Source organism: Pseudomonas sp. MWU12-2029, assembly GCF_023242425.1.
In the GTDB taxonomy this organism is placed as follows: domain Bacteria; phylum Pseudomonadota; class Gammaproteobacteria; order Pseudomonadales; family Pseudomonadaceae; genus Aquipseudomonas; species Aquipseudomonas kribbensis.
The window spans coordinates 439,440-459,677 of sequence record NZ_JALJDY010000001.1; the positions used below are offsets into that span (position 1 = coordinate 439,440).

Annotated in this window: 21 protein-coding genes; 13 read left to right on the top strand and 8 right to left on the bottom strand. The window is 61.9% G+C overall.

What is annotated here, in order from left to right; all coding sequences use genetic code 11:
• Positions 1-44: 44 nt before the first annotated feature.
• From M5B44_RS02105 to M5B44_RS02120, 4 genes are read left to right on the top strand one after another with little or no spacing between them, the layout of a single operon-like run.
• Complete coding sequence (locus M5B44_RS02105) at positions 45-353, top strand: DUF2282 domain-containing protein (RefSeq protein ID WP_248738094.1); 309 nt, start codon at positions 45-47, stop codon at positions 351-353.
• A gap of 25 nt (positions 354-378) precedes the next feature.
• Positions 379-1,266 carry a DUF692 domain-containing protein gene (locus M5B44_RS02110; protein ID WP_248738095.1) on the top strand — a complete coding sequence of 296 codons (888 nt, stop codon included), beginning with the start codon at positions 379-381 and terminating at the stop codon, positions 1,264-1,266.
• Positions 1,263-2,021, top strand: coding sequence for a DUF2063 domain-containing protein (locus M5B44_RS02115; protein ID WP_248738096.1), 759 nt, complete (start codon positions 1,263-1,265; stop codon positions 2,019-2,021). Before M5B44_RS02110 ends, M5B44_RS02115 begins: the two co-directional genes overlap by 4 nt.
• Positions 2,018-2,491 (top strand): DoxX family protein, encoded by a 474-nt coding sequence (locus M5B44_RS02120; protein WP_248738097.1) that lies wholly within the window; start codon positions 2,018-2,020, stop codon positions 2,489-2,491. The genes M5B44_RS02115 and M5B44_RS02120 overlap by 4 nt, the downstream gene beginning before the upstream one ends.
• On the opposite strand, the gene M5B44_RS02125 is transcribed toward M5B44_RS02120, so the two are convergent.
• Positions 2,482-3,396 carry a LysR family transcriptional regulator gene (locus M5B44_RS02125; RefSeq protein WP_248738098.1) on the bottom strand — a complete coding sequence of 305 codons (915 nt, stop codon included), beginning with the start codon at positions 3,394-3,396 and terminating at the stop codon, positions 2,482-2,484. The two genes, M5B44_RS02120 and M5B44_RS02125, sit on opposite strands and share 10 nt — an antisense overlap.
• Positions 3,397-3,499: 103 nt before the next feature.
• Here M5B44_RS02125 and M5B44_RS02130 point away from each other — a divergent pair, with 103 nt between their 5' ends.
• The 3 genes from M5B44_RS02130 (at position 3,500) to M5B44_RS02140 (ending at position 6,521) form a co-directional block, all read left to right on the top strand.
• Complete coding sequence (locus M5B44_RS02130) at positions 3,500-4,099, top strand: short chain dehydrogenase (protein ID WP_085712951.1); 600 nt, start codon at positions 3,500-3,502, stop codon at positions 4,097-4,099.
• 59 nt (positions 4,100-4,158) lie between these two features.
• Complete coding sequence (locus tag M5B44_RS02135) at positions 4,159-4,812, top strand: COG3650 family protein (RefSeq protein WP_134825718.1); 654 nt, start codon at positions 4,159-4,161, stop codon at positions 4,810-4,812.
• Between the two features lie 95 nt (positions 4,813-4,907).
• Positions 4,908-6,521, top strand: a complete 1,614-nt coding sequence (locus M5B44_RS02140) for an NAD(P)/FAD-dependent oxidoreductase (protein WP_085712949.1) — start codon at positions 4,908-4,910, stop codon at positions 6,519-6,521.
• A 66-nt stretch (positions 6,522-6,587) separates the two neighbouring features.
• Here M5B44_RS02140 and M5B44_RS02145 read toward each other — a convergent pair whose 3' ends face one another.
• On the bottom strand, positions 6,588-7,682 hold the full coding sequence (locus tag M5B44_RS02145; RefSeq protein WP_248738099.1) for a PLP-dependent cysteine synthase family protein: 1,095 nt from the start codon (positions 7,680-7,682) through the stop codon (positions 6,588-6,590).
• 246 nt (positions 7,683-7,928) lie between these two features.
• Here M5B44_RS02145 and nhaA point away from each other — a divergent pair, with 246 nt between their 5' ends.
• The 4 genes from nhaA to M5B44_RS02165 all read left to right on the top strand — a co-directional run bounded on the left by nhaA (position 7,929) and on the right by M5B44_RS02165 (position 10,994).
• Positions 7,929-9,116, top strand: a complete 1,188-nt coding sequence (nhaA, locus tag M5B44_RS02150; protein WP_248738100.1) for a Na+/H+ antiporter NhaA — start codon at positions 7,929-7,931, stop codon at positions 9,114-9,116.
• Between the two features lie 122 nt (positions 9,117-9,238).
• Complete coding sequence (locus M5B44_RS02155) at positions 9,239-10,462, top strand: S-type pyocin domain-containing protein (RefSeq protein ID WP_248738101.1); 1,224 nt, start codon at positions 9,239-9,241, stop codon at positions 10,460-10,462.
• 7 nt (positions 10,463-10,469) lie between these two features.
• Positions 10,470-10,715 carry a colicin E3-like toxin immunity protein gene (locus tag M5B44_RS02160; protein ID WP_248738102.1) on the top strand — a complete coding sequence of 82 codons (246 nt, stop codon included), beginning with the start codon at positions 10,470-10,472 and terminating at the stop codon, positions 10,713-10,715.
• Between the two features lie 27 nt (positions 10,716-10,742).
• Positions 10,743-10,994 (top strand): pyocin S6 family toxin immunity protein, encoded by a 252-nt coding sequence (locus tag M5B44_RS02165; RefSeq protein WP_248738103.1) that lies wholly within the window; start codon positions 10,743-10,745, stop codon positions 10,992-10,994.
• Positions 10,995-11,069: 75 nt separating this feature from the next.
• Here the strand turns inward: M5B44_RS02165 and M5B44_RS02170 are convergent, their stop codons facing one another.
• A complete protein-coding gene (locus M5B44_RS02170; RefSeq protein WP_065261914.1) occupies positions 11,070-11,534 on the bottom strand; it encodes a glycine zipper 2TM domain-containing protein in 465 nt (154 codons plus the stop codon).
• Positions 11,535-11,702: 168 nt separating this feature from the next.
• On the opposite strand from M5B44_RS02170, the gene M5B44_RS02175 reads away from it, so the two are divergent.
• On the top strand, positions 11,703-11,939 hold the full coding sequence (locus tag M5B44_RS02175) for a hypothetical protein (protein WP_085712943.1): 237 nt from the start codon (positions 11,703-11,705) through the stop codon (positions 11,937-11,939).
• A 5-nt stretch (positions 11,940-11,944) separates the two neighbouring features.
• Here M5B44_RS02175 and pdxH read toward each other — a convergent pair whose 3' ends face one another.
• The 5 genes from pdxH to dinG all read right to left on the bottom strand — a co-directional run bounded on the left by pdxH (position 11,945) and on the right by dinG (position 19,665).
• Positions 11,945-12,592 carry a pyridoxamine 5'-phosphate oxidase gene (pdxH, locus tag M5B44_RS02180; protein ID WP_114881709.1) on the bottom strand — a complete coding sequence of 216 codons (648 nt, stop codon included), beginning with the start codon at positions 12,590-12,592 and terminating at the stop codon, positions 11,945-11,947.
• Between the two features lie 24 nt (positions 12,593-12,616).
• Positions 12,617-13,714 (bottom strand): OmpA family protein, encoded by a 1,098-nt coding sequence (locus M5B44_RS02185; RefSeq protein WP_248738104.1) that lies wholly within the window; start codon positions 13,712-13,714, stop codon positions 12,617-12,619.
• Between the two features lie 113 nt (positions 13,715-13,827).
• Positions 13,828-14,973: a serine hydrolase domain-containing protein gene (locus M5B44_RS02190; RefSeq protein ID WP_085712940.1), complete on the bottom strand. Its 1,146-nt coding sequence runs from the start codon at positions 14,971-14,973 to the stop codon at positions 13,828-13,830.
• 94 nt (positions 14,974-15,067) lie between these two features.
• A complete protein-coding gene (locus tag M5B44_RS02195; protein ID WP_248738105.1) occupies positions 15,068-17,425 on the bottom strand; it encodes a beta-agarase in 2,358 nt (785 codons plus the stop codon).
• Positions 17,426-17,520: 95 nt separating this feature from the next.
• On the bottom strand, positions 17,521-19,665 hold the full coding sequence (gene dinG, locus M5B44_RS02200; protein WP_248738106.1) for an ATP-dependent DNA helicase DinG: 2,145 nt from the start codon (positions 19,663-19,665) through the stop codon (positions 17,521-17,523).
• A gap of 98 nt (positions 19,666-19,763) precedes the next feature.
• On the opposite strand from dinG, the gene M5B44_RS02205 reads away from it, so the two are divergent.
• Entirely contained in the window at positions 19,764-20,228 is a 465-nt protein-coding gene (locus M5B44_RS02205) for a CopD family protein (RefSeq protein ID WP_248738107.1), read from the top strand.
• The last annotated feature ends 10 nt before the right edge of the window (positions 20,229-20,238 follow it).

Here is a 20,238-nt window from a genome sequence, read left to right on the forward strand (position 1 = left end):
CGCACATCGCTTGTTCCAACCCAAGTTGAAACCGGAGAAACATCATGACTGCTACCACCCGCACCCTGTCCGCCGCCGCCCTGGTTCTGGCCCTTGGTTCTGCACTGAGCATGGCCGCCGTTTCGACCGTCCAGGCGGCCGATAACACCAACATGGAAAAATGCTTCGGCGTGGCCATGAAAGGTCATAACGACTGCGCCGCCGGCGCCGGCACCACCTGTGCAGGCACGGCGAAAATGGATTACCAGGCCAATTCCTGGAAGTTCGTTCCGAAAGGCACCTGCACCACCACCGAAAGCAAGACTTCGCCGACCGGTTTCGGTCAGATGGAAGCCTTCAAGGCCAAGTCCTGATCCACGGCCTGCCCGAGTGACGAACATGATCACCTCCCGCGACCATGCCTTCCCCCGCACTCGGGCAGCCCTCACCGGGCTCCCGCCCCGTGCCGGGCTGGGGCTCAAGACCGGGCACTTTCGTGAAGTGCTCGGCTCTCTACCGGACATCGGCTTCTTCGAAGTCCACGCCGAAAACTACATGGTGGCCGGCGGCCCGTTTCATCATTTTCTGGGTTTGGTCCGCGAGGCGTATCCGCTGTCGCTGCATGGCGTCGGCCTGTCCATCGGCGCCGAAGGCCCGCTGGATGTGCAACACCTCAAACGTCTGAGCGCGCTGATCGAGCGTTATCAACCCCACTCCTTTTCCGAACACCTGGCCTGGTCGACTCACGGCCCGGTGTTTCTCAATGATCTATTGCCCCTGGCCTACGACACGCCGACGCTGAATCGCGTCTGCGATCACATCGACCAGGTGCAGAACACCCTCAAGCGTCCGATGCTGCTGGAAAACCCGGCGACCTATCTGGCGTTCGAGCGCTCGACGATCGACGAAGCGGATTTCATCCGTGAAGTCATCCGGCGCAGCGGCTGCGGTCTGTTGCTGGACGTGAACAACATTTATGTCTCGTGCATCAACCATCAGCGCGATCCCCTGGCCTACCTCGACGCACTGCCGCTGCACGCGGTTGGCGAGATTCATCTGGCGGGGTTTGCCGAAGATTCCGATAGCCTCGGTGATCGCTTGCTGATCGACGATCACGGCGCACCGGTCGATCAGGCCGTCTGGTCGCTGTACCGGCAGGCACTGGAACGCGTCGGCCCGGTGGCGACGCTGATCGAACGGGACAATCAGGTGCCAGCCTTCGACGTACTGATGGCCGAGGCGCAACAGGCCGACGAGCTTCTGCTTTGCGCGGGAGGTCGGCCATGAGTACCCAAGCCGTGTTCAGCGCCGCACTGCTCGATGTCGGCCTGCCCTGCCCCGACGGATTGTGCAGCGCCAACGGGGCCGATCCGGCCAGTCGGTTCGCCGTGTACCGCAACAACGTGCAGGGCTCGTTGAGCAATGCACTGGCCGACAGTTATCCCGTAGTGATGCAGTTGGTGGGAGAGGAATTCTTCCGCGCCATGGCCGGAGTCTTTATTCAAAACCACCCACCACGAAGCCCGTTGATGAGCGACTACGGCAGTGATCTGGCGGACTTCATCAGCGGATTCGAACCGGCGTCGAGCGTGCCTTACCTAGCCGATGTCGCGCGGCTGGAACGCTTGCGCACGCAGGCCTACCACTCCGCCGATATCGCGCCGCTCAGCCAGGACCGGATTGCTGCGGCCTTCGCGGATCAGGAGGGCCTGAGTCGCTTGCAAATTGGCCTGCACCCTTCATTGCACTTGCTCGACTCAGTCTTTGCCGTGGTGGATATCTGGGCTGCGCATCAGCAAGACGCCACGTTGGCCGGCATCGTTCTGAATCAGGCCCAGCACGCGCTGATCCTGCGCAACGGCCTGGAGGTCGAGGTGTTCGCCGTGGATCCCGGCGCCAGCCAGTTCATCGGCCAGCTAAAGGCCGGCCTGTCACTGACCGAGGCGCTGGAGTCCGCAGAAGCCTTCGATCTCGGCCAGACCTTGGCCCTGTTGATCAGCCGCCACGCCATCACTCACTTACATCACAAGGTTTCGCCATGAACAGTCTCATTGCCCGCGCCATCGCGCTGCTGGAAAAAATCCCGCACAGCCTGATCGCCTTCATTGCGCGTTTTTCCATCGCGGCGGTGTTCTGGAAATCCGGGCAGACCAAGGTCGAGGGACTGGCCATCGACCTGATCGACGGCACGTTCCAGATCGGCTGGCCGCACCTGGCGGACTCGACGATTCCGCTGTTCCAGAGCGAATACCACGTGCCGCTGCTGTCACCGGAAATCGCCGCGCACATGGCGGCGTTCGCCGAACACTTTTTCCCGATCCTGATCCTCATCGGCTTCGCCACAAGGTTTTCAGCGCTGGCACTGCTGGGCATGACGCTGGTCATCGAGCTGTTCGTCTACCCCGACGCCTACCCGACCCACGGAACCTGGGCAGCAGTGTTGCTGTACCTGATGACCACCGGTCCGGGAAAGCTGTCGATCGATCATCTCATCGCCCGACGTTACCGCTGAAGCCGGTCCAGGGCCTCGCCGCTGCGCTTGAACCAGTCGATCAGGTAATCCGCCAGCACTTGGGTGCGCTTCGGCAGCCCGCCCTGATACGGATGCACCAGGTACATCGGCATGCGCCGGGTCTGAAAATCGCGCAGGAGCCAGCGCAATCGGCCGTCAGCCAATTCCGTCTGCAACAGATAGGACGGCAGGCGGGCGATGCCGGCGCCAGCAAGTGCGGCTTTTTTCAGCAGGCTGTAGTGATTGCTGGCGAACGGCCCCGATACCCGCACCCGCAACAGCTCGTGCTGCTGGTGATAGAGCCATTCTTCGCGACCACCGTAGTGACTGTTGAGTAAGCAACGATGTTCGGCCAGTGCCTGCGGAGTCTGCGGCTCGCCAAAACGTTCCAGATACGCCGGACTGGCGCAGGTCATTTCCTGCCAGGCCAGCAAAGGCTTGGCCACCAGACGCTCGTCGTTGGCGACGTCGGTGCGGATCGCCAGATCAAAGCCATCGCGGGAGAGATCGCGATAGCTGTTGTTCAGCTCCAGCTCGATCTGCACTTCGGGGTATTTCTGCGAAAACTCCAGCACCAGGCCGTCGAAGAAGGTTTCCCCCAGCGACACCGGCACCGTCATACGCACCGGGCCTGCCATGTCGTCCTTCAAACGCGCCAATGCCTGACGCGCTCTTTCCACCTGAACGACAAGCGCCTGGGCCTGGGGCAGCAGCGCCGCACCGGCCGCCGTCAGGCTGAGCCGACGTGTGGTGCGTTGCAGCAGCACCACGGAAAACTGCGCCTCCAGCTGACTGATGCGCTTGGACAGCTGTCCCTTGCTGCACCCCAGTTGCTGCGCCGCCAGGGTAAAACTGCCGGCCTCGATCAATACCGCGAACGCCGCCAGATCATCCATCTCGCTCATGGATTGTTTCCATTTGAAAACCAAAGGTTGCCCATTAGCGCGCTTATCAGCGGAAAAAACCACTCTAGACTGAAAGCTCGTTCAATCACTTGAGGCAAGCACGATGAAAATTCTGTTGATCGGCGCCGGCGGCACCATCGGTTCGGCCGTGGACAAAGAGCTGTCGCAGCGTCACGAAGTCATTCGCATCGGCCGCAGCAGCGGCGATTTCCAGGTGGACATCAGCGACAGCGCGTCGATTCGCAAACTGTTCGAAAAGACCGGCAAGTTCGACGCACTGGTCTGCGCCGCCGGCAACGTGACCTTCGCCCCGCTGGGCGACATGAACGAAGACAGCTTCGCCCTCGGCCTGAAAGACAAGCTGATGGGCCAGGTCAATCTGCTGCTGATCGGCCGCGAATTCGCCAACGACGGCGCATCGTTCACCTTCACCACCGGCGTACTCAGTCACGACCCGATCCGCAGCGGTGCTTCGGCGGCCCTGGTCAACGGCGCGCTGGACAGCTTCGTCCGTGCCGCAGCCATCGAACTGCCACGGGGCTTGCGCGTGAACTCGATCAGCCCGACCGTGCTGGTGGAAGCCATGGGCAGCTACGCCCCGTACTTCCGCGGCTACAAGCCGGTTCCTGCGGCGGATGTGGCGTTGGCCTACGCCAAAAGTGTCGAAGGCTTGCAGACAGGTCAGACATTTCACGTGGGCTAAACCCTTGTGATGAACGGTCAGCCTGCGTAACGTGGCGGCACTTGTCTGGAGAGCCGAAGATGCGTGTTGCCCGTTCCTTGATCGTTGTTGCCCTGCTCCCTCTGTTTGCCGCGTGCCAGTTGTTCGATGGCGCGCGGGAAAGCGCCTCCCACGTCGGCCAGACGCGGATGCAGGGGCAACTGACCGCTGCCGACGGCAAACTGGTGTTCCAGTCGTGCGGCGAACAGCGTCAGTACGTGGTCAACGACATTGGCGGCACCAGCATTCTGCAAGAGGCCGCCACCCTGGCCGATCAACAGGGCAAGCTGTTCGCCGACGTGCGCGGGAAGATCGCCGGTGACCGTCTCGACCTGACCCAGTTGTACCGCGTCGAACGCTCCGGCACCGCTTGCGATGATCCGAACTTCAAGCAACTGATCCTGCGCGCCGCCGGCCATGGCCCGGAATGGAACGTCAAGGTCAGCGGCAAAGGCATGGTCATCGACCGCGAAGGCCAGCCACCGCTCGCTGTGCCCTATGTCGAAGAGCAACTGGGCGACGGCCGTTTCAACCTCAGCAGTGAAGCCAACAACCAGCGCATCGAGCTGTGGGTGGCGCCGCAACGCTGTGTCGACAGCAACACCGGCAGCGTGCAGCACATGAGTGCCGAGTTGCGTATCGACGGCAAGGTGCAGCGCGGTTGCGGGTATTTCGGCGGTTCGCGCAACGACTGATCGTTTTACCCTCACGGGATCCGGCCGTTGCGGCTTATAATCGCCGCCTTCAAACGCCCTGGCGCAGTTGTGCGCCCCGCGAACCGGATCCTGTCATGTTACGAATCACTGAACTCAAGCTGCCGATCGACCATCCCGACGAAGACCTGCGCGCTGCAATCGTGCAACGCCTGGGCATCGCCAGCGATGACCTGCTCGACTTCACCTTGTTCAAGCGCAGCTACGATGCGCGCAAAAAGTCTTCCGAACTGTGCTTCATCTACACCATCGACCTCGAAGTGCGCGACGAGGCCAAGGTGCTGGGCAAGTTCGCCGATGACCGCAACGTCAACGTGGCGCCGGATGTCAGCTACAAATTCGTCGGCCAGGCACCAAGCGACCTGAGCCAGCGCCCGATCGTGGTCGGTTTCGGCCCCTGCGGGATCTTCGCCGGCCTGTTGCTGGCGCAGATGGGCTTCAAGCCGATCATCCTCGAACGCGGCACCGAAGTGCGTCAGCGCACCAAGGACACCTGGGGCCTGTGGCGCAAAAGCGTGCTCAACCCCGAGTCCAACGTGCAGTTCGGCGAAGGCGGTGCGGGCACGTTCTCCGACGGCAAGCTGTACAGCCAGATCAAGGATCCGAAGTTCCTCGGCCGCAAAGTCTTGCACGAGTTCGTCAAGGCCGGCGCGCCGGAAGAAATCCTCTACGTCAGCAAGCCGCACATCGGTACGTTCCGTCTGACCGGCATGGTCGAGACCATGCGTGAAGAGATCCGTGCCCTGGGTGGCGAAGTACGCTTCCAGGAGCGCGTCACCGACGTGCTGATCGAAGACGGCCAACTGGTCGGCGTCGAGCTGGCCAGCGGCGAAACCCTGCATTCGAAACATGTGATTCTGGCGCTGGGCCACAGTGCCCGCGACACCTTCCGCATGCTCCACAGCCGTGGCGTGTTCATGGAAGCCAAGCCGTTCTCGGTGGGTTTCCGTATCGAGCACCCGCAATCGCTGATCGACCGTGCACGACTGGGCAAGTACGCCGGTCACCCCAAGTTGGGAGCCGCCGACTACAAACTGGTGCACCACGCCAAGAACGGCCGTTCGGTCTACAGCTTCTGCATGTGCCCGGGCGGCACCGTGGTGGCGGCGACTTCCGAGCCGAACCGCGTGGTCACCAACGGCATGAGCCAGTACTCGCGTAACGAGCGCAACGCCAACTCCGGCATCGTCGTCGGCATCACCCCGGAAGTCGATTATCCGGGCGGTCCGCTGGCCGGGATCGAGTTGCAGGAGCGTCTGGAGTCCCACGCCTTCATCCTCGGCGGCAGCGATTACAAGGCACCGGCGCAACTGGTCGGCGACTTCATCAACGGCACGCCGTCCACCGAGCTGGGCGAGGTTGAGCCTTCGTACAAGCCAGGCGTGGCGCTAGGGGATCTGGCCCTGGCCTTGCCGGACTTCGCCATTGAAGCGATTCGTGAGGCGTTGCCTGCGTTCGAGAAGCAGATTCGCGGTTATTCGCTGCACGATGCGGTGCTGACCGGGATCGAGACGCGGACTTCGTCGCCGCTGCGTATCACGCGCAACGAGTCGCTGCAGAGCATGAACGTCAAAGGTCTGTTCCCGGCCGGTGAAGGCGCGGGTTATGCGGGCGGGATTCTGTCGGCGGGTGTTGACGGGATTCGGATTGCGGAAGCTGTAGCGCGTGACATTCTCGGTCTGAAAGACTGATCCGCGCGACCTGAAACACTGCAAAAACCTGTGGGAGCGAATTCGCTCCCACAGTCGTTTTCGGCGTCAGATATTGGCGCGCAGCACCGAGGCCGGCAGCGCTTCACCCTTCTCGGCACTCGCCGCCACGGCCGCCATCAATCCTTCCAGCTCATAGCCCTGCGCCTTGAGCCACGCCGGATCGTAATAGGTGTCCGCGTAGCGCTCGCCGCCATCGCACAGGATCGCCACGATCGACCCCGACTCCCCCGCCGCTTTCATCTGCTGCGCCGCCATCAGCGCGCCGATCAGGTTGGTGCCGCTCGACCCGCCCACATGCCGGCCCAGACGCTGCGCCAGGTAATGCATGGCCGCCAGCGACAAGGCATCCGGCACCTTGACCATCGCATCGATCACCTTCGGCAGGAACGACGCTTCCACCCGTGGCCGGCCGATGCCTTCGATCCGCGAACCGTGGTCCAGACGCAGGCTGGCATCACCGGTCTGGTAAAAGTCGAAGAACACCGAACGCTCGGCATCAGCACACAGCACCCGGGTGCAATGCTGGCGAAAGCGCACGTAACGGCCGAGGGTCGCGGTGGTGCCGCCGGTGCCGGGGCTGGAAATCAGCCACGCCGGGCACGGGTGCTGCTCGTAGCGCATCTGCTGGAAGATCGACTCGGCGATGTTGTTGTTCGCCCGCCAGTCGGTGGCGCGTTCGGCATAGGTGAACTGGTCGATGAAGTGCCCATCGTGTTCGCGGGCCAGACGTTCGGATTCGGCGTAGATCTGGGTCGGATCGTCCACCAGATGACTTTTGCCGCCATAGAAGGCGATCTGCGCGATCTTCTCCTTGGAGGTAGTCGCCGGCATCACCGCAATGAACGGCAGCCCGAGCATCCGCGCAAAGTACGCTTCGGAAATCGCCGTCGAACCGCTGGACGCCTCGATCACCGGCGCGCCGGGCTTGAGCCAGCCGTTACACAAGGCGTAGAGAAACAGCGAACGGGCCAGCCGATGCTTGAGGCTGCCGGTGGGGTGGCTTGATTCGTCCTTGAAGTACAACTCGATGCCCGGAAACCCCGGCAGCGGCAAGGGGATCAGGTGCGTGTCGGCGCTGCGCTGGAAGTCCGCTTCGATGATCCGGATGGCTTCGCGGGCCCACTGTCGGTTGTCGCTCATGGCTGTTGTTCTCGTTGAATCGGGCAGAAGTGCCTTCACAGGCTTAGCCCCCAAGCTTAGGAAAAATCCTGCAGCACCGACAGATACAGCTGAGCTTCAATACCTTTGGCAACTGCTAGGCTTTGCTGCAGGTCTGGCAGGCGCCTTGTAACCATATATAACAAAAAAGAATATAACTTTTGTTTTAACAACTAACAGTACGGGTTAGGGTGTCCCACCTTTTGACTTTATCGATGGAGAGCGACCTTGCCTCTGCGTAGCACTTTCACGCGTTTCTTTCAGTTGGAAGCTGCCAGCGGTCTGTTACTGATCGCCGCGGCCATCCTGGCTCTAATCATCAACAACTCGCCGCTGTCGTGGCTGTACACCGGCCTGCTCGACACCCCGGTGGTCGCGCAAATCGGCGCATTGAAAATCGCCAAACCCCTGCTGTTGTGGATCAACGACGGCCTGATGGCGCTGTTCTTCCTGCTGATCGGCCTGGAAGTGAAGCGCGAAGTGCTCGACGGCCAGCTGTCGAAGCCGTCGCAGATCGTGCTGCCCGGTGCGGCGGCCATCGGCGGCATGCTGGTGCCGGCGCTGATCTACTGGTTCCTCAACCGTGACAACCCGGCCGCCCTCGATGGCTGGGCGATTCCGACCGCCACCGACATCGCCTTCGCCCTCGGCGTGCTGGCCTTGCTCGGCAAGCGGGTGCCGGTGTCGCTGAAGCTGTTCCTGATGACCCTGGCGATCATCGACGACCTTGGCGCCATCGTGATCATCGCGATCTTCTATTCCGGCGAACTCTCGACCCTGTCGCTGGGCCTCGCGGCGGCGTGCATTGCGGCGCTGGTGGCGATGAACCGGCTCGGGGTGGTCAAGCTCGGGCCGTACATGATCATCGGGTTGATCCTGTGGGTCTGTGTGCTCAAGAGCGGTGTCCACGCGACGCTGGCCGGCGTGACCCTGGCGTTCTGCATTCCGCTGCGCACGAAAAACGCCGAACCTTCGCCGCTGCTGACTCTGGAGCATGCGCTGCACCCGTGGGTGGCTTACGGCATTCTGCCGCTGTTCGCCTTCGCCAACGCCGGTTTGTCGCTGGCCGGTGTGACCGCCGAAAGCTTCACCCACCACGTACCGATGGGCATCGCCGTCGGCCTGCTGCTGGGCAAGACCATCGGCGTGTTCGGCCTGACCTGGCTTGCCGTGAAAACCGGCATCGCGGCCCTGCCCCAGAACGCCAATTGGGGCCAGGTGCTGGGCGTGGCGATCCTCTGCGGGATCGGCTTCACCATGAGCCTGTTTGTCGGCTCCCTCGCCTTCGTGCCGGGTGCCAGTGAATACGCCGGAATGGACCGGATGGGCATTCTCACCGGCTCGGTGTTCGCCGCATTGATCGGTTATGCGGTGACCTTGGCGGCGAGCAAAAAGAACACCGCGCTGCCTTCCTGATGCCATAGCGAACAATCCCCACGTCTTTAGAGACGCGTCCTACAGCCACGATTTTCCTGCTTCGTTAACGTCGTGCAGCCCCTTTCGAGGGGGCTGCCGATGCATGAACGAAAGGACAATCAGTGGCTGGTCAAAAGGACATTCCCCGGGTTCCCAACCCACCGGCAGGCGACGGGCATCACGTCACCTACCGCTACCTGACGGCTACCGAGCTGGCCGATCAGGACGAGCGACAAAACAAGTACGACGCCATGCTGGCGCGGCAGGACGCCTTCGAACGCGGCCGTGAGGTCGCGTCGAACAAGCCTGAGCCGGTACGCGCCGGATGTGTGTTTGCCAAGTCCTGCAAGTTGCCGGACGCGATCATCGATTACTCGAATCCCTCGGGGATGGTGCCGACGGACAGCCTGAAAGATTACGGCGATCTGATCCTGCTCGGCGGACGTGAAGCCGATGACAGCGGCGGCGTTGCACTCAAGAAAATCAGCGGCACCGCCATTCCTGCTGGCCTGGGCACCTTTGCTCTCGCCGGTGAGGCGTTCAAGGCTTTGCCCGCGATGGCCTCCGCCGCCGTCGTGGCCCCGCTGGTCGGGTTGGTGGCGCTGTTCATGCCATCGAACCTGAGCGACAGCGCCCTCTACACCGAAGACCAGTTGCGCGCCCTCAAACAGGCTCGAACCCGCGTGCGCCTGCACGTCGAACAGCAGGCCGACGGCAGCCTCAAGGGTTACGGCTTCTACACCGGCAAGAACCGCGACTGGGAAATGGTCGATGTCGCGCAGTTCACCGCACGCGGTAACCGGTTTGTCGCAGACCTCGGCGAAGGCATCGAACTGATCTGGACGCCCGCCGTGGACGGCTCCGACATCCTCGGCATCCCCGCGCTGGAAGCCGCTCCGCAGGCACCGCATATCTGGGTGTATCCGCCGACGAAAGCGGCGGACGGGATTCTGGTGAACCCGGTTTATCCGCCGGAGTATCGGGATTTCATATTGGTGTTTCCGGCAAGTTCGGGGGTAAAACCGTTATACGTTGTACTGAACACATCCCGCAAAGGCTTGGCACCCGCAGGCCATAGCTACCATAAACCGCCGAAGACCGACCAAATCACCGCACTTCCAGACCTGAAAAAAGTTAAAGACATGAATCCGGTTCAGGGTGGAGGAGGACTTCGCAAGCGCTGGACTGATGCTAAAGGAAAGAAAATTTACGAATGGGACTCAAGACATGGGGAGTTAGAAATGTACCGAAGCGATGGAACTCACCTGGGAGCCTTCGATCCCTACACAGGTGAGCAACGCGAAGGGCCTATAAAAGAAAGAAGCATCAAAAAAAGATATCTGTGAGGAAGAGATGGGACTGGAACTAAGACTGGAGTGGTACAACACAGCAACCCAGCAATTCCAAGGCGAGGAGTCGTCGAAAGATCTGGGGGATGATGAATCAGTACTGAATGCCTTAGGCATTCCTGTGGAGGGCAACATCAATAATGGCAGCTTCAACGTCGTCGAAAAGTGGGTTGCGACTATTCAGCCGTACTTTCAACATCAAATCGCTCTAAGTATCAACGACTATCAAATTTCGTTTGACTACAGTTAATACCGACAGACAGGCTGATTGTCCTTAATGCGCTACCTTTCGATCACCGGCTTCTTCCCTGATGAAGTTCAAGACGACTCTTTGCAATTCGAGCTGGATATCACGGGTAATGAGATGAATGAAAAAGTTGCCCAACTCTCAGAATCCAAGCCTCTTAGCGAGGTTGAGCCAGGCGAGTTGTTGTTGAATCAAGATCAGATAATCGCTCTAGAGAACCTTTTAAACGTCAGGCTCCCAAAGGATTTGGAATATTTTGTGGGCACCCGTGCCGAATATTGACTCGTCAATTCGAAGGCAAACAAAAAACCCCGACCAGTCACCTGATCGGGGTTTTCCTTTACCGCTCGTTCCCGCTTAGTGCGAAACGCGGCTGGTCCCGCCGACAGTCGAAATCCGTACGCGCTCACCGACACGGAACACTTCATTCTCCTGCACTTGCTGCACGTAGGCGCGCATGCTGCCGTCGTCTTCGCGCACGGTGATTTCAACACCCTGGGTACGGGTCAGGCCTTCTTCGGTGGCGGAACCGATCAGGCCGCCGGCCACGGCACCGATAACGGCTGCAACGATGCTGCCTTTACCGCCGCCGATGGCGCTGCCGCCGACACCGCCGACCACTGCACCGGCTGCGCCGCCGATCGGGGTCTTGGTGCCTTCGATTTTCACCGGACGCAGGGATTCGATGGTGCCCATGCGAATCGTCTGCACGCGACGCGCTTCGTCACGGGAGTAGGAGTCACCGGTCAGGCTCGATTGGCAGCCGGCAAGCAACATCGCCATCGTGGAAAAGGAAGCAACCAGCAGAACAGACTTACGCATAGGATCAACTCCAAAGGACAGGTATTCATTAAACTCCGCAGCTTGACGCCTGTCACGGCGCCGCCCGGATAAATTTGGTTTCATTCAGGCCCGGTACAGGGCCTCCACGAACTCACCCAACAGTAGCGCCAAAATACAGAGCTTGCGCCGCCGACCCCAAGGATTTTCATGGATTACTTCATCATTGTCGTCACAACCGTTGCCGGTTTGTACTTCCACTGGTGGTTGTACGTGCGGATCAAACGCTGGATGGACCGCGATCTGGCATTGTCACTGGCCGGCAAGGATGAAGGCAAACGCGCCTACATGCTCGAACGGCTGGCGCAAGCCCGATCACAGAAGATCAGGCGTCGGGACCTGCCGAAGTGGCTTGAGGCCGCTGCGGCAGGCTATCCCGCTCGGTAGACTGCTTAAGGTGCCAGACGTTCAAGAATCCAGTCGGCGCCCTGCAAACGGTAGTTGAGGCGATCGTGCAAGCGGCTGGCGCGGCCCTGCCAGAACTCGATGCGCTCCGGCAGCAAACGGTAACCGCCCCAGTGTTCCGGGCAGTCGGGCTGGGTGTCGGTGAAGCGTTGCTCGGTAGCCTTGAGCAAGTCTTCCAGTTCACCCCGGCCGTTGATCACCCGGCTCTGAGGGGAAGCCCAGGCACCCAGTCGGCTGCCCAACGGACGCACCTGATAGTAGGCGTTGGACTCCTGCGGCGTGACCTTCACCACCCGCCCTTCGATGCGCACCTGGCGCTCCAGGGTCGGCCAGAAGAACGTCATGGCCGCGAACGGATTCGCGGCCAGATGCTGGCCCTTGGCACTTTCGTAGTTGGTGAAGAAGGTGAAGCCCTGCTCGTCCAGGCCCTTGAGCAGCAGAATGCGGCAGTGCGGACGCCCGTCCGCATCGACCGTGGCCAGGGTCATGGCGTTGGCTTCCACGGGCGCCTGCTCGGTTTTCACCGCGTCGGCGAACCACTGGTGGAACAGCGCAAAAGGCTCGGCCGGGGCTTGCGCCTCGGTCAGGCCGTCCCGGGTGTAATCACGACGCATATCTGCCAGAGCCTGGGTCATGGCGCATTCCTTTTCGTTAGCGGATCACTGTTTTGCCGCGTCGGTCGCCGCGACTTTCTTGTCGCTGGCGGCCGCTTTGGCTGGAGCGGTTTTCTTCGCCGGGGCCTTCTTCGCAGGAGCCTTGGCTGCGGCCTTCTTGGCCGGTGCCTTTTTGGTGGCCGGGACAGCGGCTTTCTTCGCCGCAGGTGCCGGAGTCACAGGCTTGGCGACTGGCTTGACGTCCTGGGCAGCGACCATGGTCACCGGCTTCGGTGCCGGCATGTTGTACTTGCTCAGCAGCGCAACCATGGTGTTCTGCGGGGTCACCAGCAGTTCGACACGACGGTTCAGAGCACGGCCTTCAACGCTGTCGTTGGCCGCACGCGGGGCATCGGCGCCCATGCCGCGCAGCATCAGGCGATCACGCTGCAAGCCGCTGAGACGGAAGATTGCCGCCACCGACTGAGCACGTTCCTGGCTCAGTTTGGTGTTGTCGGCTGCGACACCGGCGTTGTCGCTGTGGCCCAGTACCAGGACCGCGGTTTTCGGGTCGGCTTCGAGGATCTTGGCGATATTGGTGAACGGGCTCAAGGTCACCGGCAACAGCATGGCCGGGCGTTTCGGGTTGAACGAACCTTCAACCGGCGCGGTTACCACGAGGACGTTTTCACGGCGTTCGAATTGCAGGTTGCTGCCCTTGATCGCCTCACGCAGGCGCGGCTCGTAGTCGTCGAGCCAGGCCTGGGTGACTTTCGGGTCAGGCATCGGCACGGCTTTGGCGGTGTCCTGAGACTTGCCGCCGAACGGCCACCACCACTTGCTGCCGGTATCGGCATCAGCCTTGGCGACAACGGCAGGCGCGGCTTGCGGTTTGACTTCGGGCTTCACGTCGGCCTTGGCCTTGTCGGCCGAATCGTCGGAGCCGAACGGCCAGTACCAGTGGCTGCTGCTCTCGGTCTTGGCGACAGGGGCGGTAGCGGCGGGTTTCACCGGTGCTGGCGCTGGAGCCGGCTCCTTGGCCGCGACCTTGTCGGAGGAACCGAACGGCCACCAGCTGCCGCCATCGGCGTCATTCTTGGGAGTCTGAGCGCAACCGGTGATCGCGAAACACAGGGCCAGAGCGAGAGTTTGTTTGGACGACATTGGAAACCCACAAAAATTAGTAATGGACTATCAGAGGACTTTCGCCCGGATAAACAGACGCTTTGAATCGAAAAACCGCATGAGGTTCCGGCCCTGGATCCTCGTGTAACGCTTTACAGACAAGTGGCAAGTACCCGCGCCAGCTTCTGCGCGCGCGGATCCATCAAGACGTACGGCCCCAGGGTATTTGTCACAAATCCGAAGGCCACATCGTGCTCCGGATCAGCAAAACCGATGGAACCGCCCGCCCCCGGATGCCCGAACGCCCTTGGGCCGAGGCCATAGGTGGCATTCGGCACATCAGGTTGATCAAGCATGCAACCGAGACCGAAACGGGTACGGGTCAGCAAAGTCTTGTCCTCGCCGAGGCTGTGTTCCCGGGTCAGCTCGTCGAGCATTTCGCTTTCCAGCAGGCTGCCGTCGAGCAGACCGGCGTAGAACCCGGCCAGGCTGCGCGCATTGCCGTGGCCGTTGGCCGCCGGTTGCTGCATGCGCCGCCATTCCGGCTTGTTGGTGCTGGTGAGCACCGACGGCGGATTGGTGAAGGCTCGGGTGGTCATGGCGGTGGGTTCACGCATGGTCACTTGCAGCAGGCGCTGGGCGGCGGCATCGCCGACATTGCCTTTGCCACGGGCGATATGCGCGACGCGGTAAAACTCTTCGTCGGCCAGGCCGACATGGAAATCCAGCCCCAACGGTTTGGCGACTCGGGCCACGATGGATTCACCCGGCCCGCGACCGTCGGCTCGGCGCAGCAACTCGCCGATCAGCCAGCCGTAAGTGATCGCGGCATAACCGTGACCGGTGCCCGGCGTCCACCACGGTGCTTCCGCCGCGAGGGCGTCGACCATGGTTTGCCAGTCATACAAGGCTTCGGGGGCCAGCAATTCGCGCAGGGCCGGCAGACCGGCCTGATGGCAAAGCAGTTGGCGCAGGGTCACGGACTCCTTGCCGGCAGCGGCGAATTCCGGCCAGTAACGGGCGACCGGCGCATCGAGTTGCAACTTGCCTTCGGCCACCAGCTGCAACGCGGTGACGGCGGTGAAGGTCTTGGTGCAGGAGAACAGGTTGGCGATGGTATCGCTGTGCCAGGCTTCGCTGCCGTCCTTGTCGGCGGTACCGGCCCAGAGGTCGAGGACGGTTTCCCCGCCGACCCGGATGCACAACGCGGCGCCACGTTCCTGGGGATCGTCGAACAGTGCCGCGAAGGCTTCGCGCACCGCTTCGAATTGAAGCTCGTAATGTCCCTGAATCTGCACCCGCAACTCCCCCGCGAAAACGCTCTACAAAGTGGCCCGCATTGTTCCAGCCCTTGAGGGTTTTGGGAACAGCGGCGGGCCGGGCGGTCCTGCCTTAATGACCGTTGCCGGAGTGCCCGCCGGTATGGCCGGCGCCCTGCCCCGGGCCTTTGCCGGCCTCGCCCTTGCGCCCGCCTTCGGTCTCGTGACCGGCCTTGTCCGCCGCCGCTGCGGCTTTCTCGGCTTCTTTGCCGAGTTGATCGAGGGTCGCCAGATTGCTCTTGCGCACGGTTTCGACGAAGCCCTGATACGGCAAGTCAGTCACGCCAACCAGACCGAAGTGACCGTTTTCGCCATCGAGCAGACGTCCGGTCACCGGTTGATCGAGGTACTGGAACCAGTGCACGCCGACAATCGACGGCTCGCTCAGCGCCTGCTTGAGGAAGTTGGCGTAGGCCGGGCCACGATCCTCTTCCTTGTTCAACGGCGTCACGCCGCCCCAGAACGGGCCGCGATCGGTGGAGCCGAAGTTGAATTCGGTGATCAGCACCGGTTTGTCGAGGCTGCGCAGCGCGGCGAAGTCATAGCCGTCCTGCGGTTTCAGGGTGTACATGTTGAAGCTCAGCACGTCGCAAAACTGCGCGCAGGAAGCCACCGCTTCCGGTGTGCTGATCGCGAAGCGACCGCCCAGCAGCAACTGGTTCGGCGCGTGCCATTTCAGCGAATCGGAAATGGTTTTGAAGTAAGTGTCAGCGAAGACCTTCTGGAAGTATTTGAAGTCCGCCTCGATTTCCGGGTGCTCCGGATTCGGCAGCGGCGCCTCGAAACCCGGGTCTTCCATCAATTCCCACGCCGGCAGATCGATACCCCAGGCCTTCGACAGCCCCGCCTGATTGCGGTACTTGTCGCGCAACTGCTTGAGGAACGCACGCTTGGCCGGTACGTCGGTGGTCATTTTCAAGGTGCCGTAGGCCAGCGCGTAACGCGACTTCGGATCGTCACCGGGACCGGCCCAGGCCAGTTCGTTGTCGGCGAAGTAGCCGATCAGCCACGGATCGTCACGGTGATCGCGGGCGGCAATCGCCACGGCGCGTTCGGTGGCCATGGCGAAACGCGGATCGAACGGATCAGGCATGCCACCCCACCAGTCGTTGCCGGTGCTGATGCTGGTGTAATCGCCGACGATCGACAGCGGCAAGGTGTACGGCACGCGCTCGGCATCGCCCAGCTGCGGTGCGCTCCAGTTGCCGACGGTGTTGAAGCCCCACGCCTGCAGGCGGTCGAGGGTGTGGCCGGTCCACTTCTGCTCGTCGATGGCGGCCTTGCATGGCGCAGCAGGCGCTTTCTCGGTGGCCGCCGGCGTCGCGCAAGGTTCGCCGTACAGGCGCTGCAGGTTGGCGCCATAGAAGTCGTACCAGCGTCCATTGCCGTAGCCACGGCCCTGATCGGCCCCGTTGCCACCACGGTTGTCGCCTTCACCGAAGTGAACGGCCAGTGGCTCGTCGGGTTTTGGCAGGGACTCGAACATGAATTCGCGGCCAGCCACGTAGGTCTGGTTGACCTCGGGGCTGACGGTATTCACGCCCAGGGAATAGAACGGATGGCCCTCCGGCGTCACCAGGTACCAGCGACCGTCGAGTTTTTCGGTGCGGAAGAAGCCGCTGGCCTTGAACGTCGGGCCTTTGCTCAAGCCGCCGAACTTGTCCAGCGACGACTTCTCGCGTTCGGCCAGCCAGGTTTTCAGCTGTTGCTGTTCTCTGGCGGCGGCGGATTTCAGCTGTTCGTCGTTGGCGACTTTCTCCGGCCATTTGCTGCGGGTCGACTGACCGTAGGCGTCCACCAGATTGCCGTAGGCGGCTTTGATCACCTCGCCCTCGTCCTGCACGCCAAAGCGCTCCAGCAACAGGCTTTGCGCGGCTTTCGGCTGGTCCATCGACAGACTGACGGATACCACCTGGCTACGATCCAGCTCACCGGAACTGCTGGCCAGCAGGATGCGCTGCCCGTCGATGGTCATCGGCATCAACGGCCCGGCCTTCATGCCCTGGCTCAGCGGCGAAGTGGCGGTCAACGGCACGAGCAAGGTCTGCGCCGGGCCGGCCGGCAGATCGACGCGGCTGACCAGGGTCTTGCCGTCGTTGCTCTGGATCTGTACGTAAACGGTCACCGCCCAGTTCATCGCGCTCTGAATGCGCAGGCTCATCATCCCGGACTGCGACCAGTCCCAGGCACCGGTCTGCGGGGTCAGGCGCAGGGTCGGACGCGCCACCGGGTTGAAAGTCACCCGGCGCAGCACTTCGCCCTCGGGGGTCTGCTCGGCGTTGGCTTGTGGCAGGTCGGCGTTTTCGGTCGCCACTTTCACCACATCGGCGGGGCGGACAAAGTTGAACAAGGTCTGCTGCCCGGCAGATGCCGCCAGCAGAGGCGCAGCGAAAACCAGGGCAAAAAGGGCAGGCAACGAACGACGAATCATGAGAACAGATTTCTCCCTAACGACCAGCAATGGCCAATGGAAAAGCGATGGCGTAGAGATAGACAACGCGGCGGGCAAAACTGCCCACCGATGTCTCAGGATATTTCACGACGGAAAGGAGGCAACGCATTGAGGATCGCCTTGCCGTAGCGCTGGGTGACCAGTCGCCGGTCCAGCAAGGTGATGGTGCCGCGGTCTTCTTCGGTGCGCAGCAGACGGCCGCAGGCCTGAACCAGTTTCAGCGAGGCGTCGGGCACCGAGATTTCCATGAACGGATTGCCACCCCGGGCCTCGATCCACTCCGACAGCGCGGCTTCGACCGGATCGTCCGGCACCGAGAACGGAATCTTGGCGATCACCACGTGCTCGCAATAGGCACCCGGCAAGTCCACCCCTTCGGCGAAACTGGCGAGACCGAACAGCACGCTGGAATCACCGCCATCGACCCGTGCCTTGTGCTTGTTCAGGGTTTCCTGCTTCGACAGGTTGCCTTGAATGAACACTTGCTTGCGCCAGTCGCGGTCGAGACCGTCGAACACGTCCTGCATCTGTTTGCGCGAAGAGAACAGCACCAGACTGCCTCGCGAGCCTTCGACCAGCTCCGGCAGGTCGCGGATGATCGCGGCGGTGTGGGCGGCGGCATCACGCGGATCGGCTTTCAGGTCCGGCACCCGCAACACACCGGCATCGGCGTGATGGAACGGGCTCGGCACCACGGCGGTGACGGCTTTTTTCGGCAGCCCGGCACGCATGCGGAAACGGTCGAACGTGCCGAGGGCGGTCAATGTCGCCGAGGTCACCAGACAGCCATAGGCCACGTTCCACAGACTGCGGCGCAAGGTTTCGGCAGCGAGGATCGGGCTGGCGTTGACCTCGATGTCGAACAGCGAACCGCTTTCGGCCAGGGTCAGCCAGCGGGCCATCGGCGGGCTCTCTTCCGGGTCTTCGGCGGTGAACGCGGTCCACAGCTCCCAGTTGCCGGAGGCACGGGACAACAGGCTGCCGAACAGTGGATACCATTCTTCGGCCTGGTTGCTGGCGATGCCGATGTTGACCTCACCGTCCATGCCTTCCTTGAGCAGGTCGGTCAGGCGGGTGAACAGGTCATTGAGACGGGCGTAGCCTTTTTTCAGCTCGATGCCCATCTCGCGCATGTGCTCGGGAATCACCCCGCCGATGAAACGATGGCGCGGGCGCTCGCGGCCTTCGACATCTTCGCCGGGCTTGAAATCGGCGATCTGCTCACAGGCGGTGAACATGAATTGCTGCTGGGTCTTGATCTCCCGCGCCAGCTCCGGCACTTGCTCGATCAGCTTGCCGAGGTCCCCCGGCAGCGGATGCTGGGCCAGCAGTTTGGTGAGATTCTTGGCGGTGGTTTCCAGCCAGTCGGCAGTGGAGCGCAGGCGCGTGTAATGGGCGAAGTGGCCGATGGCCTTGTCCGGCAAGTGATGGCCTTCGTCGAATACATAAATGGTGTCGCGCGGATCCGGCAGTACTGCCCCACCACCCAGCGCAAGGTCGGCCAGCACCATGTCGTGGTTGGTGACGATCACGTCGACCTTGCCCATGCCTTCGCGGGCCTTGTAGAAGGCGCACTGGCCGAAGTTCGGGCAATGACGGTTGGTGCACTGACTGTGATCGGTGGTCAGGCGCGCCCAGTCGGCGTCTTCCAGCACGTTGGGCCAGCTGTCGCGGTCGCCGTCCCATTTATTGCCGGCGAGCTTTTCGATCATGCTGGTGAACAGTTTCTGACTGGCCTCGTCGACCTCGATCTTGAAGCCTTCTTCTTCGAACAACTGTGCCGTGGCAGTCTGCGCGTGGCCTTCCTGCAACAGCATGTCGAGCTTGGACAGGCACATGTAGCGGCCACGGCCCTTGGCCAGGGCGAAGCTGAAGTTCAGCCCGCTGTTGCGCATCAGGTCGGGCAAATCCTTGTAGACGATCTGCTCCTGCAGGGCGACGGTCGCGGTGGCGATCACCAGGCGCTTGCCGGCGAGTTTCGCCGTGGGGATCGCGGCCAGGCTGTAGGCCACGGTCTTGCCGGTACCGGTGCCGGCTTCCACCGCGACAATCGCGGGGTCGCCACTGCGCCGGCCTTCGTCGTCGGTGTCGATATCCCCGAGGACCTTGGCGACTTCAGCGATCATCAGACGCTGGCCGTAACGCGGCTTGAGGCTCTTGGCCTCTAGAAAACGCGAGTAGGCGCCCTGGATCGTGGTTTTGAGTTCAGTGCTGATCATTGAGTGTCGGGCGCAAAAACGCTGGATAAATTTTCAGTGGTTCGGTTCGGCGGCTATCATACCCCGCTAATCAGTCCCGCGCAGAACGGAGTACCCCAATGACACCTTTTAGCCTCGTTTACCCCCTTCATGTCCTCGCCGCCCTGGTGTGGGTCGGCGGCATGTTTTTCGCCTGGATGGTGCTGCGCCCCGCGGCTGTAAAGGCTTTGGATGGCCCCGGACGGCTGACCCTGTGGGTGGAAGTGTTTCAAGGTTTTTTCCGCTGGGTGTGGGGTGCGGTAATTCTGCTGCCGGTGACCGGGGTCGGCATGTTGCATCTGCAGCACATCGGCTTCGAGACTGCGCCGAAGTACGTGCAGGTAATGATGGGGTTATACGTGGTGATGACCGCGCTGTTCATCCGGGTTCAGGGGTTGATGCTGCCGGAATTGCGCACGGCGGTCGAAGCGAAGGACTGGCCGGCGGGTGCGGCGGTGCTGGGACGGATTCGTCGGGTGGTGGGGATCAATTTGCTGGTCGGCGTGCTGCTGGTGGCGATTGCGGCCGCGCGACCTTCGTTCTGACGTATTGCTG